The 23,198-nt window shown below is 70.3% G+C and carries 21 protein-coding genes and 1 pseudogene; 8 read left to right on the top strand and 14 right to left on the bottom strand.

Translation table 11 applies throughout. From position 1 onward, the window contains the following. Window positions 1-58 precede the first annotated feature (58 nt). Entirely contained in the window at window positions 59-826 is a 768-nt protein-coding gene (fabI, locus tag OG714_RS39395; protein WP_406128296.1) for an enoyl-ACP reductase FabI, read from the bottom strand. Between the two features lie 5 nt (window positions 827-831). Continuing rightward, on the bottom strand, window positions 832-1,536 hold the full coding sequence (gene fabG, locus OG714_RS39390) for a 3-oxoacyl-[acyl-carrier-protein] reductase (protein WP_406128295.1): 705 nt from the start codon (window positions 1,534-1,536) through the stop codon (window positions 832-834). Window positions 1,537-1,776: 240 nt separating this feature from the next. On the opposite strand from fabG, the gene OG714_RS39385 reads away from it, so the two are divergent. From OG714_RS39385 to tyrS, 3 genes are read left to right on the top strand one after another with little or no spacing between them, the layout of a single operon-like run. After that, a complete protein-coding gene (locus OG714_RS39385) occupies window positions 1,777-3,300 on the top strand; it encodes a TldD/PmbA family protein (protein WP_406128293.1) in 1,524 nt (507 codons plus the stop codon). Next, window positions 3,297-4,691, top strand: a complete 1,395-nt coding sequence (locus tag OG714_RS39380; RefSeq protein ID WP_406128291.1) for a metallopeptidase TldD-related protein — start codon at window positions 3,297-3,299, stop codon at window positions 4,689-4,691. Before OG714_RS39385 ends, OG714_RS39380 begins: the two co-directional genes overlap by 4 nt. A 45-nt stretch (window positions 4,692-4,736) precedes the next feature. Beyond that, entirely contained in the window at window positions 4,737-6,005 is a 1,269-nt protein-coding gene (gene tyrS, locus OG714_RS39375; protein WP_406128289.1) for a tyrosine--tRNA ligase, read from the top strand. A gap of 66 nt (window positions 6,006-6,071) precedes the next feature. Here tyrS and OG714_RS39370 read toward each other — a convergent pair whose 3' ends face one another. Beyond that, window positions 6,072-6,350: a GlsB/YeaQ/YmgE family stress response membrane protein gene (locus OG714_RS39370; RefSeq protein ID WP_019060682.1), complete on the bottom strand. Its 279-nt coding sequence runs from the start codon at window positions 6,348-6,350 to the stop codon at window positions 6,072-6,074. Window positions 6,351-6,597: 247 nt separating this feature from the next. Here OG714_RS39370 and OG714_RS39365 point away from each other — a divergent pair, with 247 nt between their 5' ends. Then, window positions 6,598-6,996 (top strand): DUF3099 domain-containing protein, encoded by a 399-nt coding sequence (locus OG714_RS39365; RefSeq protein WP_406128287.1) that lies wholly within the window; start codon window positions 6,598-6,600, stop codon window positions 6,994-6,996. Window positions 6,997-7,220: 224 nt separating this feature from the next. Next, on the top strand, window positions 7,221-7,439 hold the full coding sequence (locus tag OG714_RS39360) for a hypothetical protein (protein WP_327405070.1): 219 nt from the start codon (window positions 7,221-7,223) through the stop codon (window positions 7,437-7,439). A 24-nt stretch (window positions 7,440-7,463) separates the two neighbouring features. Here the strand turns inward: OG714_RS39360 and moaA are convergent, their stop codons facing one another. From moaA to OG714_RS39345, 3 genes are all read right to left on the bottom strand, one after another. After that, complete coding sequence (moaA, locus tag OG714_RS39355) at window positions 7,464-8,453, bottom strand: GTP 3',8-cyclase MoaA (protein ID WP_406132106.1); 990 nt, start codon at window positions 8,451-8,453, stop codon at window positions 7,464-7,466. Window positions 8,454-8,635: 182 nt separating this feature from the next. Further along, window positions 8,636-10,255, bottom strand: a complete 1,620-nt coding sequence (locus tag OG714_RS39350; protein WP_406128285.1) for a cation acetate symporter — start codon at window positions 10,253-10,255, stop codon at window positions 8,636-8,638. Continuing rightward, a complete protein-coding gene (locus OG714_RS39345) occupies window positions 10,252-10,608 on the bottom strand; it encodes a DUF485 domain-containing protein (protein ID WP_406128284.1) in 357 nt (118 codons plus the stop codon). Before OG714_RS39345 ends, OG714_RS39350 begins: the two co-directional genes overlap by 4 nt. A 241-nt stretch (window positions 10,609-10,849) precedes the next feature. Here OG714_RS39345 and OG714_RS39340 point away from each other — a divergent pair, with 241 nt between their 5' ends. From OG714_RS39340 to OG714_RS39330, 3 genes and pseudogenes are all read left to right on the top strand, one after another. After that, the gene (locus OG714_RS39340) at window positions 10,850-12,382 is read left to right on the top strand and encodes a S8 family serine peptidase (protein WP_406128282.1); all 1,533 of its coding nucleotides are present in this window, start codon (window positions 10,850-10,852) and stop codon (window positions 12,380-12,382) included. 108 nt (window positions 12,383-12,490) lie between these two features. Beyond that, window positions 12,491-13,686, top strand: a pseudogene (locus OG714_RS39335) (CoA transferase); the annotation flags it as partial. Between the two features lie 649 nt (window positions 13,687-14,335). Next, window positions 14,336-15,346 carry a copper resistance D family protein gene (locus OG714_RS39330; RefSeq protein WP_406128280.1) on the top strand — a complete coding sequence of 337 codons (1,011 nt, stop codon included), beginning with the start codon at window positions 14,336-14,338 and terminating at the stop codon, window positions 15,344-15,346. A gap of 60 nt (window positions 15,347-15,406) precedes the next feature. Here OG714_RS39330 and OG714_RS39325 read toward each other — a convergent pair whose 3' ends face one another. The 8 genes from OG714_RS39325 to OG714_RS39290 all read right to left on the bottom strand — a co-directional run bounded on the left by OG714_RS39325 (window position 15,407) and on the right by OG714_RS39290 (window position 23,169). Beyond that, the gene (locus tag OG714_RS39325) at window positions 15,407-16,453 is read right to left on the bottom strand and encodes a zinc-dependent alcohol dehydrogenase family protein (protein WP_406128279.1); all 1,047 of its coding nucleotides are present in this window, start codon (window positions 16,451-16,453) and stop codon (window positions 15,407-15,409) included. A 42-nt stretch (window positions 16,454-16,495) separates the two neighbouring features. Continuing rightward, window positions 16,496-17,203: a lysoplasmalogenase gene (locus tag OG714_RS39320; RefSeq protein WP_406128278.1), complete on the bottom strand. Its 708-nt coding sequence runs from the start codon at window positions 17,201-17,203 to the stop codon at window positions 16,496-16,498. Then, window positions 17,200-18,078, bottom strand: coding sequence for a sterol desaturase family protein (locus OG714_RS39315; RefSeq protein ID WP_406128277.1), 879 nt, complete (start codon window positions 18,076-18,078; stop codon window positions 17,200-17,202). The genes OG714_RS39320 and OG714_RS39315 overlap by 4 nt, the downstream gene beginning before the upstream one ends. A gap of 100 nt (window positions 18,079-18,178) precedes the next feature. Beyond that, window positions 18,179-18,898 carry a VIT family protein gene (locus OG714_RS39310; protein ID WP_406128275.1) on the bottom strand — a complete coding sequence of 240 codons (720 nt, stop codon included), beginning with the start codon at window positions 18,896-18,898 and terminating at the stop codon, window positions 18,179-18,181. Between the two features lie 24 nt (window positions 18,899-18,922). Further along, the gene (locus OG714_RS39305; RefSeq protein ID WP_406132105.1) at window positions 18,923-20,188 is read right to left on the bottom strand and encodes an amidohydrolase family protein; all 1,266 of its coding nucleotides are present in this window, start codon (window positions 20,186-20,188) and stop codon (window positions 18,923-18,925) included. A gap of 5 nt (window positions 20,189-20,193) precedes the next feature. Further along, entirely contained in the window at window positions 20,194-21,477 is a 1,284-nt protein-coding gene (locus OG714_RS39300; RefSeq protein ID WP_406128273.1) for an amidohydrolase family protein, read from the bottom strand. 10 nt (window positions 21,478-21,487) lie between these two features. Beyond that, on the bottom strand, window positions 21,488-22,372 hold the full coding sequence (locus OG714_RS39295) for an SDR family NAD(P)-dependent oxidoreductase (protein WP_406128272.1): 885 nt from the start codon (window positions 22,370-22,372) through the stop codon (window positions 21,488-21,490). Further along, entirely contained in the window at window positions 22,372-23,169 is a 798-nt protein-coding gene (locus tag OG714_RS39290) for an acetoacetate decarboxylase family protein (protein ID WP_406128271.1), read from the bottom strand. The genes OG714_RS39295 and OG714_RS39290 overlap by 1 nt, the downstream gene beginning before the upstream one ends. Window positions 23,170-23,198 lie beyond the last annotated feature (29 nt).

The following is a 23,198-nucleotide window of genomic DNA, read 5'->3' as shown; positions in this document are numbered from 1 at the left end:
TCCCCGCGCGGTGCGGGAAACGGGGCGTCGACGCCGTAGGAGAGGCCGGGCCGGGAGGTCAGGCGCCGATGGCGTGCAGGCCGCCGTCGACGTGGACGATCTCGCCGGTGGTCTTCGGGAACCAGTCGCTCAGCAGGGCGACGATGGCCTTGCCGGCCGGCTCCGGGTCGTTGAGGTCCCACTCCAGGGGGGAGCGGTTGTCCCACACGGAGGCCAGCTCGCTGAAGCCCGGGATGGACTTGGCGGCCATCGAGCCGAGCGGGCCCGCGGAGACGAGGTTGCAGCGGATGTTCTGCTTGCCCAGGTCGCGGGCGAGGTAGCGGCTGGTGGCCTCCAGGGCGGCCTTGGCCGGGCCCATCCAGTCGTACTGCGGCCACGCGAAGGACGCGTCGAAGGTGAGGCCGACGACGGAGCCGCCGTTCTGCATCAGCGGCAGGCAGGCCGTGGTCAGCGACTTCAGGGAGAACGCGGAGACGTGCATCGCCGTGGCGACCGACGCGAACGGCGTGTTGAGGAAGTTGCCGCCGAGCGCGTCCGGCGGCGCGAAGCCGATGGAGTGCACGACACCGTCGAGACTGCCCAGTTCCTCGCCCACGACGTCGGCGAGGCGCGCCAGGTGCTCGTCGTTGGTGACGTCGAGCTCGATGACCTTGGTGGGCTTGGGGAGCTTCTTGGCGATGCGCTCGGTCAGCGTGGGCCGCGGGAACGCGGTCAGGATGATCTCGGCGCCCTGCTCCTGGGCCTGCTTGGCGGCGTGGAAGGCGATGGAGGACTCCAGCAGCACACCGGAGATCAGGACGCGCTTGCCCTCGAGAATTCCGCTCATGGTGATCAGTGACCCATTCCCAGTCCGCCGTCTACGGGGATGACGGCTCCAGTGATGTACGAGGCGTCGTCCGAGGCGAGGAACCGCACCGTCGCGGCGACCTCCTCGGGCTGCGCGTAACGGCCGAGCGGCACCTGCTTCATGATGTTCTCGCGCTGCTCGTCGGTGAGCGCCTTGGTCATGTCGGTGTCGACGAAGCCGGGCGCGACGACGTTGAAGGTGATGTTGCGCGAACCCAGCTCACGGGCGAGGGAGCGCGCGAAGCCGACCAGGGCGGCCTTGGAGGCGGCGTAGTTCGACTGGCCGGGGCCGCCCATCAGGCCGACGACCGACGAGATGAGGACGACGCGGCCCTTCTTGGCGCGCAGCATCGCGCGGTTGGCGCGCTTGACGACGCGGAAGGTGCCGGTGAGGTTGGTGTCGATGACCGAGGTGAAGTCCTCCTCGGTCATGCGCATGAGGAGCTGGTCCTTGGTGACGCCGGCGTTGGCGATCAGGACCTCGACCGGGCCGTGCTCGGCCTCGATCTCCTTGTAGGCCTGCTCCACCTGCTCGGGGTCGGTGATGTCGCACTTGACGGCCAGGAAGCCAGCCGGCGGCTCACCCGAGCGGTACGTGATGGCGACCTTGTCGCCGGCGTCGGCGAATGCGCGGGCGATGGCGAGGCCGATGCCCCGGTTGCCTCCGGTGACGAGAACCGAGCGGCTCAACGGATCACCCTTTCGATAGCGGTCCTGCACGCCTGTCAGATACACCTGGTTGACGGGCGGCTTTATCGAAAACCTATCGGTCCGCTCCGTCCGGCGGACAATCGGGCACCGACAGTGGCTTACGGGACTCGCTGTCGGGTCCCTACAGAAAGTGCCGACGCAGCGCGGAAACGTGTGGTCCCCGCACCCGCTCGCGCGACATGATCGGACCCGACAGGCCACGACAGCAGGGAGACCTCCGTGCCCCATTCCATCGACGAAGCCTTCACGGCACTTCCGCTACGGGCCCTGGCCGACGCGGCGCTGGCACGCGCGCGTGCGCTCGGTGCCGAGCACGCGGACTTCCGGTTCGAGCGGGTGCGCAGCGCGTCCTGGCGGCTGCGGGACGCCCGGCCCGCGGGTACGTCGGACACCACCGACCTCGGGTACGCGGTGCGGGTCGTGCACGGCGGCACCTGGGGGTTCGCTTCGGGCGTGGACCTGAGCCTGGACGCCGCCGCCAAGGTCGCCTCGCAGGCGGTGGCGATGGCGAAGCTCTCCGCGCAGGTGATCAAGGCGGCCGGGTCGGACGAACGCGTCGAGTTGGCCGCCGAGCCCGTGCACGAGGAGCGGACGTGGATCTCGTCGTACGAGATCGATCCGTTCTCGGTGCCCGACGAGGAGAAGGCGGGGCTGCTGGCGGACTGGAGCGCCCGGCTGCTCGCGGCGGACGGCGTCAACCACGTGGACGCGTCGCTGCTCACCGTGCACGAGAACAAGTTCTACGCCGACACCGCCGGGACCGTGACGACGCAGCAGCGCGTCCGGCTGCATCCGCAGCTGAACGCGGTGTCGGTCGACGAGTCGAGCGGTGAGTTCGACTCCATGCGGACCATCGCGCCGCCCGTGGGCCGGGGTTGGGAGTACCTGACGGGTACCGGCTGGGACTGGGACGAGGAGCTGGCGCGGATCCCCGAGCTGCTCGCGGAGAAGATGCGGGCGCCGAGCGTCGAGGCGGGCCTGTACGACCTCGTCGTCGACCCGTCCAACCTGTGGCTGACGATCCACGAGTCCATCGGCCACGCGACCGAACTGGACCGCGCGCTCGGCTACGAGGCCGCCTACGCCGGCACGTCCTTCGCCACCTTCGACAAGCTCAACAAACTGAAGTACGGCTCCGAGCGCATGAACGTCACCGGCGACCGCACCGCCGAACACGGCCTCGCGACCATCGGCTACGACGACGAGGGCGTCGAGGGCCAGTCCTGGGACCTCGTCAGGGACGGCACCCTGGTCGGCTACCAACTCGACCGCCGTATCGCCAAGTTGACCGGCTTCGACCGCTCGAATGGCTGCGCGTACGCCGACTCCCCCGGCCATGTGCCGGTGCAGCGCATGGCCAACGTGTCGTTGCAGCCGGACCCGGCGGGGCTGTCCACGGAGGATCTGATCGGCGGGGTCGACCGCGGGATCTACGTGGTGGGCGACCGGTCGTGGTCGATCGACATGCAGCGCTACAACTTCCAGTTCACCGGGCAACGGTTCTTCAAGATCGAGAACGGGCGGATCACCGGACAGCTGCGGGACGTCGCGTACCAGGCGACGACCACCGACTTCTGGGGGTCCATGGCGGCCGTCGGCGGTCCGCAGACGTACGTCCTGGGCGGCGCCTTCAACTGCGGCAAGGCCCAGCCGGGCCAGGTCGCCGCGGTGTCGCACGGCTGCCCGTCGGCCCTGTTCACGGGCGTCAACATCCTCAACACCACGCAGGAGGCCGGTCGATGAGTCCTCGTACGAACAAGCCGCACGAGATCGTCGAGCGCGCCCTCGAACTGTCGCGGGCCGACGGCTGTGTCGTCATCGCCGACGAGCAGTCGACCGCCAACCTCCGCTGGGCGGGCAACGCGCTGACCACGAACGGTGTCACGCGCGGGCGCACGCTCACCGTCATCGCGACCGTCGACGGCAAGGAAGGCACGGCCTCGGGGGTCGTGTCCCGGTCCGCCGTCACCCCGGAGGAACTGGAGCCGCTGGTGCGGGCCGCCGAGGCCGCCGCGCGCGGTGCCGAGGCCGCCGAGGACGCGCAGCCTCTGGTCACGGGCGTACCGCAGTCGCCCGACTTCACGGACGCGCCCGCCGAGACCTCGTCCTCCGTGTTCGCCGACTTCGCCCCGGCGCTCGGCGAATCGTTCGCACGCGCGCGTGCGGGCGGTCGCGAGCTGTACGGCTTCGCCAACCACGAGCTGGTCACCAGCTACCTGGGTACGTCGACGGGGCTGCGCCTGCGCCACGACCAGCCCAACGGCACGCTGGAGCTGAACGCCAAGTCCCCGGACCGTACGCGCTCGGCGTGGGCCGGCCGCTCGACGCGGGACTTCAAGGACGTCGACCCGGCAGCCCTGGACGCCGAGTTGGCCGTACGGCTGGGCTGGGCGGAGCGGAAGATCCCGCTGCCCGCGGGCCGCTACGAGACGCTGCTGCCGCCGACCGCGGTCGCGGACCTGCTGATCTACCAGATGTGGTCGGCGTCGGGCCGGGACGCGGTCGAGGGCCGCACGGTGTTCTCCAAGCCCGGCGGCGGCACCCGCGTCGGCGAGAAGCTCACCGAACTGCCGCTGTCGCTGCGCAGCGACCCGAACGAACCGGGCCTGGAATCCGCCCCGTTCGTGCTCGCGCACACCTCCGGGGGCGACCAGTCGGTGTTCGACAACGGGCTGCCGCTGACCGCCACCGACTGGGTGCGCGAGGGCGAGCTGCAGCACCTGCTGACCAGCCGGCACAGCGCGGGCCTGACCGGGCTGCCGGTCGCGCCGTCGATCGACAACCTCATCCTGAGCGGGGGCGATGACCGCTCCCTTGAGGAGATGGTCGCGAACACCACGCGCGGGCTGCTGCTGACCTGCCTCTGGTACATCCGCGAGGTCGACCCGGCGACGCTGCTGCTCACCGGGCTGACCCGGGACGGCGTCTACCTCGTCGAGAACGGCGAGGTGGCGGGCGAGGTGAACAACTTCCGGTTCAACGAGTCGCCGGTGGATCTGCTGGGGCGGGCGACCGAGGCGGGGCGGACGGAGAAGACGCTGCCGCGGGAATGGAGCGACTGGTTCACCAGGGCCGCGATGCCCGCGCTGCGGGTGCCGGACTTCAATATGAGCTCTGTCAGTCAGGGCGTATAACCTCGTACCTGATCCACGAGACCATCCCAAGGAGATACGAGAACCGTGACGGACATCGTCGACGAGCTGAAGTGGCGGGGCCTGTTCGCCCTGTCCACTGACGAAGATGCTTTGCGCAAGGCGCTCGCGGACGGTCCCGTCACGTTCTATTGCGGCTTCGACCCGACGGCGCCGTCGCTCCACCTCGGTCACCTGGTGCAGGTGCTCACCGTGCGCCGGCTCCAGCAGGTCGGCCACCGGCCGCTGGCGCTGGTCGGCGGGGCCACGGGCCAGATCGGCGACCCGCGCCCGACGGCGGAGCGCACGCTGAACGACCCGGAGACGGTCGCCGGCTGGGTCCAGAAGCTGCGCCGTCAGATCGAGCCGTTCCTGTCCTTCGAGGGCGAGAACGCGGCGGTCATGGTCAACAACCTCGACTGGACGGCGAACCTCTCCGCGATCGAGTTCCTGCGCGACATCGGCAAGCACTTCCGCGTCAACAAGATGCTGGCGAAGGACTCGGTCGCCAAGCGTCTGGACTCCGAACAGGGCATCAGCTACACGGAGTTCAGCTACCAGATCCTCCAGGGCATGGACTTCCTCCAGCTCTACCGGAGGTACGGCTGCACGCTCCAGCAGGGCGGCAGCGACCAGTGGGGCAACCTCACGGCGGGCCTGGACCTGATCCACCGCCTGGAGCCGGACGCCACGGTGCACGCCTACGGCACACCGCTGATGACCAAGGCCGACGGCACGAAGTTCAGCAAGTCCGAGGGCACCGCCATCTGGCTCGACCCGGAGATGACCACGCCGTACGCGTTCTACCAGTTCTGGCTGAACACGGACGACCGGGACATCTCCACGTACGCGCGCATGCTGTCCTTCAAGTCCCGCGCGGAGCTTGAGGAGTTGGAGAAGCAGACCGAGGAGCGCCCCCAGGCCCGTGCCGCGCAGCGCGCGCTCGCCGAGGAGCTGACGACGCTGGTGCACGGCGCCGAGCAGACGGCCGCCGTGACCGCAGCGTCCAAGGCCCTCTTCGGGCAGGGCGAGCTGGCGGAGCTCGACGAGCGGACGCTGGCCGCGTCCCTCTCCGAGGTACCGCACATCCAGGTCGCCGAACTCGGCCTGGTCGTCGACCTGTTCGCCGAGGTCGGCCTGGTGGCGAGCAAGTCCGCGGCTCGCCGCACGGTGAAGGAGGGCGGGGCCTACGTGAACAACGTGAAGGTCGCCGCGGAGGATGCCGTGCCGGCGAAGGAAGATCTGCTGCACGGGCGGTGGCTGGTGCTGCGCCGGGGCAAGAAGAACCTGGCCGCCGTGGAGGTCACGGGCGTGTGAGTGCTTGAGCGCATGACGAGGGGGCGGTCTCCCGGTTCGGGAAACCGCCCCCTCGTCGTACGACTGTCAGGCTCTCTGTTTGTTCTTGCCGATGGTCGCCATGTACGCCATGTCGACCACGAAGACGATGATGACCGCGGCGACGAGCTGGAACGCGTGGCGGCTCCAGTCGATGCCGCTGGTCGCGTCGACGCCGGCCGCTCGGGCGATCGCGTTGCCCACGATGGCGCCGAGAATGCCGCAGATGGTGGTCAGCCAGAGAGGACTGTGCTGCTTGCCCGGGATGATCGCCTTCGCGATCAGACCCAGCACGAATCCCACGATGATCGCCCACAACCAGCCCATGGCTGCCTCCTTGTACGGCTCTACGTGAGCATTACGCCAAGTGTGGGTCCGGTCGCCGTACGGCGCATGTCGGGTACGTCCATACGCGCTACGGCGCAGCTCGTTCGCCCAGGCCGGAGGTCCCCCGGTCTCGAAGGCGACGGAGGCGCGGCGTAACGTGGGACGTGTCGGGGCCCGGTTCCCGGATCGGGTGCGAACGGGGGTGACGGGCCGGGGAGAGTCCGATGCGGGCGGATGGTGGAATGTGATGCGGAAGCTGCACGGCGAAGGCAACGCCCAGGTGTTCCGGATCACCGGAGCCCGGACGGGACTCGCGGAGGACATCCGCGGCCGCCAGCGCCGGTACGTCATCTCGATGTCGATCCGTACGGTGTCGGTGATCCTCGCCTGCGCGCTGTGGAACGTCGAACGGCACGTCGCGATCGTCGCGTTGGTGCTCGGTGTGCTGCTCCCCTATGTCGCCGTCGTGATCGCGAACGCCGGGCGGGAGAACGCGCCGGGGCTTCCGTCCACGTTCGTCACCACGCCGCTGCGGCCGATGATCACACCGCCGCGCTCCGACGAGGCCTTCACGGAACCCGTCCCGGAGGGCGTCGTGCCCGAGCCGGCACCCCGTGCGGGAGGCGAACCGCAGGACCGGTCGTGACCATCGCGAACGCCCTTCAACCGGAAGTCGGCTCCGCACCAAGCTCAAGAAAAGCTCAGATCAATCATGTTGTTCCGGTGCCGGGCGAGCGGTCACCCGTGACATACTTCGTACGCGCTCCGCATCCCCCGTCGGAGCGACGGACCGACGCCGGGCAGCTCCCCCCGTGGCTGCTCGGCGTCGCCTTTTCAGCGCATCTGTGAGACGAAATTCCGTGGGTTCCCGTGAGTGACGAGACACCGATCTGCTCCGCGAAGGGCTGCCGCGCCGACGCCGTGTGGGTGCTCGCGTGGAACAACCCGAAGATCCATACGCCGGAGCGCCGCAAGACATGGCTCGCGTGCGAGGAGCATCGCGAGCATCTGTCCCAGTTCCTCGGTGTGCGGGGGTTCCTGAAGGACGTCGTCAAGTTCGAGGACTGGGAAGAGCCGGAGATCCCGTAGCGCCCGTTCGCCTACGACGGCTGCTCAGCCGCCGATCGCCGACATCGGCCGGTCCGGCTGGAGGAACGAGGGGTCGTCCAGGCCCGAGCCCGCCTTCTTGCCCCACATCGCCTGGCGCCAGATGCGGGCGATCTCCTCGTCCGGGGCGTCCGAGCGGAGCGCGGTGCGGAGGCTGGTCTCCTCGCGGGCGAACAGGCAGTTGCGTATCTGGCCGTCGGCGGTGAGGCGGGTGCGGTCGCAGGCCGCGCAGAACGGGCGGGTGACCGAGGCGATGACGCCCACGCGGTGCGGGCCGCCGTCGACGACCCAGCGCTCGGCCGGGGCGGAGCCGCGCTCGCCGGAGCCTTCGGGGGCCAGCTCGAAGCGGGTGCGGAGGGAGGCGAGGATGTCGCCGGCGGTGACCATGCCCTCGCGGGTCCAGCCGTGCTGGGCGTCCAGGGGCATCTGCTCGATGAAGCGCAGTTCGTAGTCGTGCTCCACGGCCCAGGCCAGCAGGTCCGGGGCCTCGTCGGCGTTGAGCCCCGGCATCAGCACCGAGTTGATCTTCACCGGGGTCAGGCCCGCGCCGTGGGCGGCCTCCAGGCCCGCGAGGACGTCCTTGAGGCGGTCTCGGCGGGTGAGGGTCTTGAAGACGTCGGGGCGCAGGGTGTCCAGGGAGACGTTGACCCGGTCCAGGCCCGCCGCCTTCAGGGCGGCCGCCGTGCGCTTGAGGCCGATGCCGTTGGTGGTCAGCGACATCTGGGGGCGGGGCTCCAGCGCCGCGACCCGCTCGACGATGCCGACCAGGCCGGGACGCAGCAGGGGCTCGCCACCGGTGAAGCGGACCTCCTCGATGCCGAGCGAGGTGACCGCGATGTCGATCAGGCGGACGATCTCGTCGTCCGTGAGCAGATCGGGCTTCGCCAGCCACTGCAGGCCTTCCTCGGGCATGCAGTACGTACACCGGAGATTGCACCGGTCGGTCAGCGAAACCCGCAGGTCGGTGGCTACTCGGCCATAGGTGTCGATGAGCACGTGGGCCCCCTCCCTCGATTCGGATCGCATGTTTTCCGACACCTGCGAGCGTACGCGACACCTCTGACAACGAGAGCGGCCCGATCCCACGAGGTACGACACGGCCGCGTCGTAGGGTTCTACGACGCGGCCGTCGACGTGGGGGGACCGGGTGGGGGGACTCAGGGGGACCTGGTGGGGCCTCAGTGCGCTCCGGTGCCGGTCAGGGACCGTACCTCCAGCTCCGCGTACTTGCCGGTGTCCGGCTCCTCCTTGGAGAGGATCGTGCCGAGCCAGCCCAGCAGGAAGCCGACCGGGATCGAGATGATGCCGGGGTTCTCCAGGGGGAACCAGTGGAAGTCGACGTCGGGGAACATCGAGGTGGGTTTGCCCGAGACGACCGGCGAGAACAGCACCAGGCCGACGGCGGTGACCAGGCCGCCGTAGATCGACCACAGGGCTCCTGAAGTGGTGAACCGCTTCCAGAAGAGGCTGTAGAGGATCGTCGGGAGGTTGGCGGAGGCGGCGACCGCGAAGGCGAGGGCGACCAGGCCGGCGACGTTCAGGTCGCGGGCTAGGGCGCCGAGGAGGATGGAGACGGCGCCGATGCCGATCGTGGCGTAGCGGGCGGCGGCCATCTCCTGTTTCTCCGTCGCCTGGCCCCGCTTGATGACGTTCGCGTAGATGTCGTGGGCGAACGAGGAGGACGAGGCCAGCGTCAGGCCGGCGACGACGGCGAGGATCGTGGCGAAGGCGACCGCCGAGATGCTGGCCAGGAGGATGGCACCCCAGTTGGAGTCGACTCCGCCCAGATGCAGCGCCAGGAGTGGGGCCGCCGTGTTGCCCGCCTTGTTGGAGGCGATGATCTCGTCGGGTTTGATCAGTGCGGCGGCGCCGAAGCCGAGGGCCAGGGTCATCAGGTAGAAGGCGCCGATCAGGCCGATGGCCCAGATGACCGACTTACGGGCGGCCTTGGCGGTGGGCACCGTGTAGAAGCGGATCAGGATGTGCGGCAGGCCCGCGGTGCCGAGGACCAGGGCGATGCCCAGGGAGATGAAGTCCAGCTTGGTGGTGCTGGTGGCGCCGTACTTGAGGCCGGGCTCCAGGAAGGCGGAGCCCTTGCCGCTGTTGTCGGCGGCCTTGCCGAGCAGGTCGGAGATGTTGAAGTTGAACTTGAGCATCACCAGGAAGGTCAGCAGCAGGGCGCCGGCGATGAGCAGGCAGGCCTTGACCATCTGGACCCAGGTGGTGCCCTTCATGCCGCCGATGGTGACGTACACGATCATCAGGACGCCGACCAGGGCGACGATGCCGATCTTGCCCGCGTCGGTGGTGATGCCGAGGAGCAGCGAGACCAGGACGCCCGCGCCGGCCATCTGGGCCAGCAGGTAGAAGATCGACACCACGATGGTGGAGGTGCCGGCCGCCGTACGGACCGGGCGCTGACGCATGCGGTACGCGAGGACGTCGCCCATGGTGTAGCGGCCCGAGTTGCGCAGCGGTTCGGCCACCAGGAGCAGGGCGACCAGCCAGGCGACCAGGAAGCCGATGGAGTACAGGAAGCCGTCGTAGCCGAAGAGGGCGATGGCGCCCGCGATGCCGAGGAAGGACGCGGCGGACATGTAGTCGCCGGAGACGGCGAGGCCGTTCTGGAAGGCGGTGAACTGGCGGCCGCCCGCGTAGAAGTCGGCGGCGCTCTTGGTCTGGCGGCCCGCCCATACGGTGATGACGAGCGTGGCGACGACGAAGATCGCGAACAGGGTGATGATCAGCGGCCGGTGCTGGCTCGCCTCGCCTGCGGCCAGGGTGATCGCGGGGCTCATGCGCCGCCCTCCATCCGGGACTTGATGGCCTCACCCTTGGGGTCGAGCTTCGCGGCGGAGTAGCGCGCGTACCACCAGGCGATGAGGAACGTGGTGAGGAACTGGGCGAGGCCCAGGACCAGGGCGACGTTGACGTTGCCGACGACCTTGGTGTCCATGAAGTCGTCCGCGTAGTTGCACAGCAGCACGTACAGCAGGTACCAGACGATGAAGGCGACGGTCAGCGGGAAGGCGAAGGAGCGGTGGGCGCGGCGCAGTTCGGCGAACTCCGCGCTCTCCTGGACCTGTTCGAACTCCTCGGTACTGGGGAGTTGGTGTTCGGCTTTCGAGGGGGGTGGTGTCTCGGTGGCCACGGTGTCTCCTCGCGATACGGACCTGCGGGTTCTGGTCTGGCTTGGCGCTTCCTGCCCAAGGGCACGGCGCGACACGTCGACCGGTTCAACTGCTTTGACTTCTTTCGGTAGTCGTCTTTGGGAAATCATTGCTGGCCAGTCACCACGGGAGATAACTTCAGGTCTGCACCACTAGTCATGTACCTGCCCGAACGCCAACCACGTCTCGGGCCGTCCCGTTTCCGGATGATGTGGAGATCCCATGGCTCATCTGCGCCCCAGACGTCGGCTCGCCCTGGCCGTGCCGGTCGTGCTGTCGCTGACCGCCTCGCTCGGTTTCCTCCCGTCGGCGGCCTCGGCGGTCCCGGCCGCGGAGACCACCGCGCAGACCGCTGACGCGCCCAACCTTGCGTATGTGGTCAACACCCGGCTGGACCACCACACGATCAACTCGGTCAAGAAGGCGATCAACGCGGCCGGCGGCACCATCGTGGTGACGTACGAGAAGATCGGTGTGATCGTCGTCCACTCGGCGAACCCCGACTTCGGTGCGCGGATCCGCGCGGTGCGTGGGGTCCAGTCGGCGGGTGCCACGCGTACGGCGCCGCTGAGCCTGGCCTCGACGACCGACGAAGGCGCGGTGCAGTACCTCTCCAAGGACCAGGCCGCGAAGACGGCGAAGGCCTCCGCGGCCGCCGGTGACAGCGAGCCCCTCGAGGCCGACCAGTGGGACCTGCCCGCGATCGGTGCCGACAAGGCCGCGAAGATCAACCCGGGCAGCAAGAGCGTGACGGTCGCCGTCATCGACGTCGGCGTCGACGACACCCACCCGGACATCGCCCCGAACTTCTCCGCCTCGCAGTCCGCCAACTGCGTGGGCGGCAAGGCGGACACGACGTACGGCTCCTGGCGCCCCGTGGACTCCGCCCACTACCACGGCACGCATGTCGCGGGTGAGATCGCCGCCGCCCGCAACGGCATCGGTGTGGCGGGTGTCGCGCCGGGTGTGAAGGTCGCCGGGATCACGGTGGCCGAGCCGGACTCGACGCAGCTGTTCTACCCGGAGAGCGTGGTCTGCGCGTTCGTGTTCGCCGCGGATCACGGCGTGGAGATCACCAACAACAGCTACTACGTTGATCCTTGGCTGTACAACTGCATGGACGACCCCGATCAACGTGCCATCGTCGATGCGGTCAACAGGGCCCAGCTGTACGCCCAGGGCAAGGGCACGCTCAACGTCGCCGCGGCCGGCAACTCCAACGACGACCTCGACTCCGACGCCCTGGTCGACGACTCCAGCCCCGACGACTCGACGGCGACGACCCGGACGGTCGACCCGCACGAGTGCTTCGACGTACCTACCCAGTTGCCGGGTGTCGTCACGGTGAGCTCCGTCGGCGTCAAGAAGGCCAAGTCGTACTTCTCCAGCTACGGCAAGGGCGTGATCGACGTGTCGGCGCCGGGCGGGGACGCCCTGCAGATCCCGAACACCCCGTCGAAGAACGGCCGCATCCTGTCCACGCTGCCGAACAACACGTACGGCTATCTCCAGGGCACCTCGATGGCGACCCCGCACGTCGCCGCCGTGGCCGCGCTGCTCAAGTCGACGCACCCGTACGCCGGTCCGGCCCAGCTGCAGGCGCTGCTGAAGGCCGAGGCGGACAACCCGGGCTGCCCGACCGACCCGTACGACACCAACGGTGACGGCGTCGTGGACGCGACCTGCGTGGGCGGCAAGCGCGTCAACGGCTTCTACGGGTTCGGCATCGTCAACGCGCTACGGGCGGTGAAGTAGCCGACACCTCACCTGCTTCACGGGCCGGGCGGATCTCCGCCCGGCCCGTTCGTGTAAGTACGGTCACCCCTCTCTATATTGATTGAATCAATACTGCATAGTTCAATCATGACTGGCATCAAGATGGCATGGGCTGCTCTGGGTGGCGATCCCGCTCTGGTCCCGCGTGTCTCGACCGTCACGCGGCAGGGGGCGCTCGAAGCGCGGCTTCCCGTACGGGAGTTGGCGCGCGCCTGCGTGGGAGCGTGCGCGCTGGCCGCCGCCGAGTTGGGGGCACGGCGGGCCGGCCTCGCGGAGGTGCCCGCGGTGCGGGTGGACGACGGGGCCGTCGCGACGGCGTTCGTCAGCGAGCGGCATCTGTTGATCGACGGGCGGGCACCGGTCAGTTTCGCGCCGCTGTCACGGTTCTGGCGGACGGCCGACGGCTGGGTCCGCACCCACGCGAACTATCCGCACCACCGGGCGCGGCTGCTGGGCGCGTTGAGGCTGCCGGGGGACGCGTCGGTGGAGGACGTGGCCGCGTCGCTCGCCGAGCGGTCCGCCCTGGAGATCGAGGACATGGTCTACGGCGCCGGGGGCCTCGCGGTCGCGCTGCGGACGGCGGAGGAGTGGGCCGCGCACGCGCAGGGGGTCGCGGTGGCCGGACGACCGCTCGTCGAGCGCGAGCGGCTCGACACGGCACGCGCGCGTGCGCTTCCGCCGCTGGACGGGGACCCGTTGCTGCCCGCCGCCGGGCTGCGCGTGCTCGACCTGACCCGGGTCATCGCGGGCCCGGTCGCCACACGGACGCTGGCCCTGCTGGGCGCGACGTGCTGCGCGTGGACGCCCCGCAGTTGCCCGAGGATCCCGACGCGCACGCGGACACCGGTTTGGGGAAGCGGTCGACGCGGCTGGACCTCGGACTGGCGGCCGACCGGCGGACCTTCGAGGAGCTGCTCGCGCGGGCGGACGTCGTCGTCACCGGGTACCGGCCGGGCGCCCTGGACCGGTTCGGCCTCTCCCCCGAGGCGCTGGCCGACCGTCGACCCGGGCTGATCGTGGCGCAGTTGTCGGCGTGGGGCGCGTACGGGCCGTGGGGCGACCGGCGCGGGTTCGACAGCCTGGTGCAGGTCGCCACCGGCATCGCGGCGGCCGAGGGGGCACCGGAACAGCCCGGCGCGCTGCCCGCGCAGGCCCTCGACCACGGGACCGGGTATCTGCTGGCGGGCGCGGCGCTGCGGGCACTGACGGAGCAGTCGGAACAGGGCGGCGGCATCGCCCTGCGGCTGGCGCTCGCGCGGACCGCGGCGTGGTTGACGGCGGGTGGGGATGAGTGGGGAGGGTCGGTGCCCGGCAGGGCGGCGACTGGAACGGCACGCGGGAGCGAGCGGGGCCGGACAGCACACGGGCGGCGGACCCAGGTTACGGACGAACACGGCGGGACGGCGTTCGTCCGTGGCACGGCGACACAGGGGCAGCTCCGGGCGACCAGCGAGCAGGGCGGAACGGCGGACGAGCGCTGCGGGTCCGCGTATGCGAGCGGCGGACCGGAGGCACAGGGTCGCGACGGAACGGCGCACGCGCAAGGCCGGGCAACGTATGAGCACGGCACGACGGCGTATGGGAACGGCCCTGCGGCACACGGGCGGGACGGGACAGCGAACGGGCAAGGCCGAGCGGCGGACGAGCTCGGCGGAACCGCGGACGAGAAGCGCGGGACGGCGTACAACCGGCCCGATGCCTGGCTCGTCGAGACAGACAGCGGTATCGGGCGGCTGCGGCATGCCCTGTCACCGGTGTCGTTCGACGGTGGCCCCTCGAACTGGGCGCGTCCGCCGGGGTGTTGGGGCACGGACCCGGCCCGCTGGGCTTGATGCGGGGGCCGACCGGAAACGTACCTGTGAGGGGAAGGCCGTTCCGTCAGTCGTTTTGTTGCACTTGCCCGGTTCTGTGACGGCTGGTGAAGATCTTGGGGTGACCTTGATACGACCGACTGTCGAAGTGGCCGACACGAGCGGTTCCGGGCAGCGTCCCGGTACGCGTCGCGCCGTCGCCGTACTGGCCCTGGTGGTGCTCGCCGCGCTGATCCCGCTGCTCGGGCCGTCCGCCGCGCTGCACGACACCGGGGAGGCCGCCGCACCCGGTGTCGGCGGTATCGCGCTGCTGCGGGCGGTGTTGTTCGGCGCGCTGTGCGTCCCCCTGGGCGAGCTGTTCGTGAACCGGCTGGCGCGCACCGTGCCCGGCGCTCCCCCGGACGGCCCCCGCAGCTGGGCCCCGTACGCGGCCGGTGCCGGTTTCGTCGCCGCGCTGGGGCTCGCGTCGGTCGTCGCGACGGGCAACCTGGTGCCGCACAGCCTCGCCCAGATCGACGTCGGCGGCCTCTACCAGTCCCGGGACGGCAAGTTGGCGCTCCTGGAGGTCAACGCGTTCGCCGTGGCGGCCCTGTGCGCCCGGTCACGCAGACCCGCCCTCCAGCTGTGGCCCCTCGCCACCGTGGTCCTCGCGGAGGCGCTGCGTGTGCACCCGGCGGGCGAACACAGTCCCCTGGTCGGCTCCGAACTGACCCTCGTGCACCTGACGTGCGCGGCACTGTGGGTGGGCGGTCTGCTGCACGTGCTGCGGACGCTGCGGCAGTGGCGGGGCACCGAGGCGGGGGCCGCGTTGTTGGGGCTCTACGCGCGCGTGGCGGTCGTACTGCTCGCTGCGATCACCGCCACAGGCGTGTGGAGTTCGCTGCGCCGGATGCCGGCCGGCACGATCCTGGACCAGCTGACGACGACGGCGTACGGGCGCACCCTGCTCGCCAAGGTGCTCCTCGTCACCGCCGTCGCCGTACTCGCGCTGTGGGCGCGGTACCGGCTGCGGCGGGCCACCGATCCGCTGACCGCCTGCTCACCCGCGCGGGCGGAGGTCGTCGCCCTGGGGGTGGTGGTCATGCTCTCCGGACTGCTGACGGCGTTGCCGCTGCCGATCCGCTGGCATTGATCAACCAATCGATCAATCAGTCGACCGATCAACCCGTCGACGCCTGCCATCAATAGTTGATCAACCGTTGGTGACCATGACCTTCAGTGCCGTGCGCTCGTCCATCGCCTTGTAGCCGTCGGGCACGCCCTCCAGGCCGACCGTCAGGTCGAAGACGGGCGAGGGGTCGATGGTGCCGTCCAGGATGTCGGGCAGCAGCTCCGGGATGTACGTGCGGACCGGCGCGACCCCGCCGCGCAGCGCGATGTTCCGGTCGAACATGATCCCGAGGTCGAGGCCGGTGCCGCTGCCGTGCGGCACGCCGACGAAGCCGATCGCGCCGCCGTCGCGCGCGATGTCGACGGCCGTCCGCATGGACTGTTCGGTGCCGACGGCCTCGACGACGGCGTGTGCGCCCTGGCCGCGGGTGAGTTCGCGGACGGCCGCGACGGCGTCCTCACCGCGTGCGGCGACGACGTCGGTGGCGCCGAAGCGGCGGGCGATGTCCGTACGGGTTTCGTGACGGCCGAGCGCGATGATCCGCTCGGCGCCGAGGCGCTTGGCGGCGAGCACGGCGCACAGGCCGACCGCTCCGTCGCCCACGACGGCGACGGTGGCGCCCTTGCGCACGCCCGCGCCGAGGGCCGCGTGGTGGCCGGTGCCCATGACGTCGGACAGGGTCAGCAGCGCGGACAGCAGGTGGTCGTCGGAGGCCGCCTCCTTCGGCAGCCGTACGAGGGTGCCGTCGGCGAAGGGCACGCGCACCGCCTCGCCCTGGCCGCCGTCGTAGCCCACGGCGCCCCAGAAACCGCCGTGCACGCAGGAGGTGGTGAGGCCCTCGCGGCAGTAGTCGCAGACGCCGTCGGACCACACGAAGGGCGCGACCACGAGGTCGCCGGTCCTGAAGCCGGCCACCTCGGAGCCGGCCTCCTCCACGATCCCGAGGAACTCGTGCCCGATGCGCTGCCCCGGCTGCCGGGCCGACTCGCCGCGGTACGCCCACAGGTCGCTGCCGCAGATGCACGCGCGCAGCACCCGGACCACCGCGTCGGTGGGCAGCTGCAGCATGGGCTCGGGCACATCCTCCACGCGCATGTCGAACGGGGCGTGGATGGTGGTGGCGCGCATGGCGAGGGTCCTTCTCGTCGCGGGTGTGCTGGTGCGGTGCGCTCAGGGGGTGGTCGAGCGCACTTCACGGTACGCCGCCGCCGGTGCGCGGCGCTCGGCGAGGGTGCCGAGCACGCTCTGGACCAGCAGGAACTGTGCGGCGACGTACGTCAGCATGATCCAGAAGTCGGGCCGGGGCGGCTGCGGCCAGTCGGCGACCCCGGTCGCGATGAGGGTGTCGGAGGCCATGAAGAGCGCCCCGCCCAGCCCGGCGACGAGGCCCAGCCGGATGGCCGCGGCACACGCCATAGCCGTGAGGAGGGCGCTGTAGCCGGCCACGGGGACGCGCAGGTCCGCCGGGAGGTCCGGCCACAGCAGCGTGACGGTGCCGGCCAGGGCAACGGCGTACCCGACGGCGAGGAGGCCGGCACGCGCGCGTGGAGCGCTTTTCCGGCCGCCGTACGTCCCGAAGAGGGCGAGGTAACAGACGTGGCCCGCCGCGAAGCAGGCCATGCCGGCGAGGAAGGCGGGGTCGGTGTCGGAGAGCAGCAGCGTGTCGCCGCCCCAGCCGAAGAGGAGCGCGGCGACGAGGAGCCGGGGTGCGCCGCGCAGGGCCGCGTACGCGGCGAGGAGCGGCATCAGGAGGGGCTTGGTGACGGTGTGGCCGGGGTCGTAGTCCACGGCGAGCGAGAGCAGGTCCACGAGGGCGGCCAGTGCGAAGACGGGCAGGAGTGCGCGGGAGACGGCCGGGCGGGCGCTACGTGCGTTCACGCGGCCGCGGTCTCCTCTGCGGCCGGAACGCCCTGCTCCGGGACGGGCACCGGCTGCCAGCCCGGTCCCCGGAACACGCGCCCCGCGCGCTCGCGCCAACTGGTCGCCGCTTTCAGGTCCTTGGCGATGGCGACGTACTCATGGGTGGCCACCTTGATCGGGTTGAACGTGTTGATGTTCTTGGTCAACCCGTAGACAGGCCGCTCGACCTCCGGCACGAAGGACCCGAAGAGCCGGTCCCAGACAATGAGGATGCCGCCGAAGTTGCGGTCCAGATAGCCGCCCTGGGAGGCGTGGTGCACCCGGTGGTGGGACGGGGTGTTGAAGACGAATTCGAACCAGCGGGGCATCCGGTCGATCCGCTCGGTGTGGATCCAGAACTGGTAGACGAGGTTCGCCGAGGAGCAGAACGCCAGCGCGGCGGGATGCACACCCAGGGCGATGAGCGGGACGTAGAACGGCCACACCGTGAGGGTCGTCCAGGGCTGGCGCAGGGCCGTGGTGAGGTTGAACCTGCGGCTGGAGTGGTGGACGACGTGGCAGGCCCACAGGATGCGGATGACGTGGTGGCCGCGGTGGGACCAGTAGTAGAAGAAGTCCTGCCCGAGCAGCATCAGCGGGACCGTCCACCACAGGACGGGCACGCGCAGCGGGGTGAGTTCGTAGATCGCCGTGTAGATCGCGACGATCGGGATCTTCCAGAGGAAGTCGAAGACGAGGCTCCCGAGCCCCATGCCGACGCTCGTGACGGCGTCCTTCGTCTCGTAGCCCGCCGCGTCCTCGTCGGGATGGACGCGCACGCTGATCATCTCGATCACGGTGAGCAGCACGAAGGCGGGTATCGACCAGAGCACGGCGTCGGGCAGGTTCGGCATGGATGAACCGTAGGACCGTAAATCGGCCACGCCTAGACGTTGTTACCCACAAGTATTACCTGGAGTACGCGCTTGCTTGTTGGCGATCTCCGCCAACCGGTCAGACCCCGGCCGCTCCCAGGACCGTCCCCGCCACGTACGTCACCGCCATCGCCAGCGCGCCCCCGGCGACGTTCCGCAGCATCGCCGGCCTCGGGTCGGCCGCCCCCAGCCGCGCGCTGCTCCAGCCGGTGAAGACGAGGGCGGCCAGGGACGAGACCACGGTGACGCCGAGGCGCCAGCCGGCCGGGGGCAGGACGATCGCCAGGAGGGGCAGGAGGGCACCCGCCGTGAAGGACAGGAAGCTCGCCCAGGCCGCGTGCCAGGGGTTGGTGAGGTCGTCGGGGTCGATGTTGAGCTCCACGCGCGCGTGGGCGCGCAGGGCGTCGCGTTCGGTGAGCTGGACCGCCGCCTCCATGGCCACGTCGCGGGTCAGGCCGCGGTCCTGGAGGAGTTCGGTCAACTCCTCCAGTTCGGCCTCGGGTTGCTCCTTCAGCTCGCGCCTCTCCTGGGCCAGGGCGGCCTTCTCCGAGTCGCGCTGCGTCGATACGGACACGTACTCCCCCGCCGCCATCGACATGGAACCCGCGAGGAGACCCGCGAGGCCGGCCGTCAGCAGCGCCGAGCGGTCGGAGGTGGCACCGGCGACGCCGACGACGAGACCGGCGGTCGACAGGACGCCGTCGTTCGCGCCGAGGACCGCGGCCCGCAGCCAGTTCAGCCGGGAGCCGAGGCTGCCGCCGTGGGCCTCGGAGTGGGACGCGCCGTTGGTTTCAGTCACCCCCGGAGGATTCCACCCCCGCTGTCACCACACCCGTACCGACGCTCCCCGCGCGAACACCGGGCTCGTCGCGCCCGCCGGTGGTTCGGCGAGGGGCTCCGCGATCTCGGTCACCGTGGGGCCGACCTTCGCCGCGATCGGGTCCAGGGCGTCGAGGTCGAAGCCGTACACGCGGGCCGCGTTGCCGCCGATCATCGCCGCGACCTCGTCGCGCGGCACGCGCGCGTAGGCGAAGCGAAGTCCCTCCCTGGAGTACGGGTACGTGCCCTCGTCGTGCGGGTAGTCGCTCCCCCACATGATCTTCTCGATGCCGATGCGCTCGCGCAGGGGCACCTCGTGCGGGCGCATGAAACTGGCGCCCACGAAGCAGTTGTCGCGCCATACCTCCGAGGGACCCTTGCCCATCGAAGTGGCAAGCCCCGCGCCGAACTTGGACTCCGCCGTCGATGCCTTCGTGGCCGCCGCGACCAGGCGCCCGTGGTAGTAGTCCAGCATGTCGAGCACCCCGGGTATCCAGCCGGAACCCTGCTCGGTCAGCACCAGCTTCAGATCCGGGTGACGGCGGAAGGCGCCGCCGAAGATCAGGTGCCACAGGGCACGGTGCGAGAACCAGGTCGTCTCGACCATGTACACCGCGCGGGCGGCCGGTTCGTCGCCCAGGGGCGGGGAGGCCGAGCCCGCGTGGTGGTTGACGGGGACGCCGAGTTCCGCGCACACGGCCCAGATCGGGTCGTACGTCGACGAGTACAGCTCCGGCAGTCCCGAGCCCGGCGGGGTGCCGGGCAGCAACAGGCCGCCCCGGAGGCCCGCTTCGACCGCCCACCGGATCTCCTGGACGGCCTCCTGGACGTCGTTCAGGAGAATCTGGAAGACACCCGCCCGCCGGCCCGGCGCGGCCGCGCAGAAGTCCGCCAACCAGCGGTTGTGGGCGCGCAGGCCGGCCCACCGGCGCCGGAACTCCTCGGCGGTGGGCGCGGGTGCCATCAGGGAGCCGGACGGGAAGAACGGCGGGATGGTGTTCGGGAAGACGACCTCCGCGACGATCCCGTCCTGCTCCAGCTCCGCGATCCGCCGCTCGGAGTTCCAGTTCTTGTCGGCCGTGTCGGCGACCAGGTCCTCGTACGGGTTGACGTACGTGGCCGCCCACGCGTCGAACTCGTCGTGGTACCGCTTCTCCAAGTAGGGCCTGTAGTCCAGGAGATCGGCGCCCGCGTGGCAGTCCGCGGAGATCACCGTGTACCGGTCCGCGCCGTCGGAACCCAGGGAGCCCGTGGAGCCCGCAGAGCCCATGGAGGTCATGGCGTCGCCCCCAGGACCGGGAAGTCGTGGTCGGTCAGCCAGTGCCGCCCGACCTCGCGCGAACGCGCCCAGGAGGCCGTCACGGCCGCCTGGTCGTCCTGCTGGCCGAGTTCGGCGGGGGTCGGGCCGATCCGGCGGGCCAGCGGCTCCAGGGCCGCCACGTCGAAGCCGAAGGCGTCGGCCGCCGCCAGGCCCAGCATGCGGCGGGTCTCGTCCACCGGGATGTCGTGGAAGGTACGGCGCAGCCACGCGCGCGTGTCGGGCCAGGTGCCCTCGGGGTGCGGGAAGTCGCTGCCCCAGAGGATGTTGTCGACGCCGATCTCGTACCGCTGGGCGAGTTCGCGGCGCTTGGTGTTGGTGGCGCAGATGAAGACCTGCCGGTCGAGGTACTCGCTCGGCGGCCGTTTCAGCTCGGCGAAGGGCGACAGCTTCTTGCCGCCGTGGGCGCCCAGGTAGAGCCGGTCCATGAACCAGAGCTGGTTCGGCAGCCACCAGCAACCCGACTCCGCCACACCGAACTTGAGGCCCGGGTGACGTTCGAAGACCCCGGACCAGAGAAGGAACCAGAGCGGCCGGGCGGGCCACCAGGTCACCTCGCTCACATAGATGCCCAGATGGTCGCCGTACTCGTGCCTGGGAGCCGCCCCGGAGTGCGTGAGCACGGGCATCCCGCACTCGGCGGCGGCCGCCCACACCGGGTCGTAACGGCGGTCGTGGTAGGGCTCTTTGTCGACCCACATGGAGGGGATCATCAGGGCGCCGAGGCCCGACTCCTTGGCGCGGTGGATCTCCGCGACGACCTTCTCCGTAGGCGCCGTCACGGGCAACAGGGCGACCCCGCAGTGCCGTTCGGGGTTCTCGGAGACGAAGTCGGCGAGCCAGCGGTTGTGCGCCTGGGCGCCCGCCATGCCCAACTCCGGGTCCTGGTCCCCGGAAAGGCCGAGACCGACCCCGAAGGGCGCGGCCGTCTGGCTGTCCACGGCATCGGCGTCCGGGAAGACCACCTCGGCGGCCACCCCGTCCCCGTCCAGCTCCTTGAGGCGCTGCGTGGTGTCCCAACCCCCGCGCAGGCCCTCCTCGTTGTCCTGGAACCACTTGGCCGCGAACGCCTCGTTGCGGATGCCGAGCCGGGTCATCTCCTCGCGGCGCCGGTCGCGTCCCGCGAGGAACTCGTCGAAGTCCCGGTGGAACCGGGCGTCCAGATAGGGCCGGTACTCCTCGGTGGGCAGTCCGGCATGGCAGTCGGAGGAGATGATCAGGTACGGCTCCTGGTCGGTCACAACAGCCCCCTCAGTCCAGGATGAAGCTCTCTAGGTACGACGGGTTCGCCCGGTCGAGCATCGAGCCCGCCCTCGCCCGGATCTGGGCGTCGCTGTGCTCGCTCTCGGGCAGCAGCCAGAAGCGGTCCGCGCGGATGCCGTCCACGACGAAGTCGGCGACCTCCTCGACGGGCGTGAAGGCGACCTCCTTGCCCGCCGCCTTCATCGCGGTCTCCCACTGGTCGAGGCTGCGATAAGGGGTCCTACGGGGCCGCTCTTTCGCGAACCGGTCGGGCCGGTTGCGGTGCGACTCCCACAGGCCCGTGCGCAGCATGTGCGGCCCCGGGAACAGCACCGAGGCACCCACGCGCGCGTGCTCCGCCCTGAGATGGGCGTACAGGGACTCGGTCATCGTCACGACGGCCGCCTTGGTGACGGCGTACACGGAGGCGGTGGGCAGCGGGGCGATACCGCCGTCCCCGGAGGACGTGTTGACGACATGACCGGGTTGACCCGACTCGATCATCCTCGGCACGAACGCCTGGATGCCGTGGAAGACGCCCCACACGTTGACGGCGAACGCCCACTGCCAGTCGTTCGGTTCGTGCTCCCACATGCGGCCCTCGGCGCCCGAGCCGACCCCCGCGTTGTTGCACAGGACGTGGACGGCGCCGTACGTGTCGTAGGCCGACTCGGCGAGATCCAGGACCTGTTGACGTACGCCGACGTCGACCACGCGCGCGTGCACATCGGCACCGTCGGCGCGCAGATCGGCGGCGGCCTTGTCGAGGGCGCCCCCCTCGACGTCGGCGAGCACCACCTTGAGCCCGTCGGCGGCGAACCGCCGCGCCATCGCGAGCCCGATCCCGCTCGCGGCCCCGGTGACGACGGCGACCTGACCTTCCCTCAGCTCCATCAGACGCTCCCCTCGGGCGGTCCGTCATGGACCTGTTGCGGGTCGTCGTAGCGCTGGTGGATGTACGGCAACAGGGCCTGCGCGTCGACCCGTTCGACGACCCGGCCGCGCTGGTCGCTGGTCTTCTCGCCGATGGTGATGTCGACGAGGGTGCGCACGGGGAGGTCGGCGACCGGGTCGTACATGGACTCGCGCAGGACGACGTCCCCGGTGACGCGTTCCAGGCGGCGGACCTTCTCGTTGCGCAGGCAGTGCACGAGCACGGGGTCGACGTCGAAGCCCGAACCGTCCACCGCGGGAAGGAACTTGAAGTAGAAGTCGGTCTTCTGCGTCGGCCCCGGGAGGGGCAGTTCCTCGCTGATCGCGCCGCGGACCTCCACGAAGGCGATGCCGTGCCGGGCGAGGGACGCGTGCACGACGAGGCCGACGCGTTCGACGGTCACCTCGCCGAGTTTCTTGGGCTCTCCGAAGACCTCGCGGCCGCCGGTGAGGGCCCGTTCGTGGGTCATCGGCATCACCAGCGGATACCAGCCCTCGACGCCCTCGTGCGCGGCGGCGACCGCGAACGAGCCCGCGCCCAGGGGGTATCCGGTCAGTTCGACCTTGCTGATGTTCACCCGGACCAAGGGCCGCCCGGTGGGTTTGAGGGGCGGCGGGAGGACCGCCGCGACCGCGTCCGGGTCGCTCTCCCAGACGGCCACCACACCGGTGGACCAGATGTCGGGGAGCTTGGAGCTCGCTGTGCGTGCGGCGGCGATCTCCGCCTCGGTCCGTGCGCCGTACCGTACGCGTGCCATACGCCGTACCGCCCTTCGTAGGCCGTCAT

The sequence above is a fragment of the Streptomyces sp. NBC_00989 genome (genome assembly GCF_045162655.1).
Lineage (GTDB): Bacteria > Actinomycetota > Actinomycetes > Streptomycetales > Streptomycetaceae > Streptomyces.
Note: the sequence above shows the minus strand (reverse complement) of the source record. Positions and strands in the feature narration are given on the sequence as shown.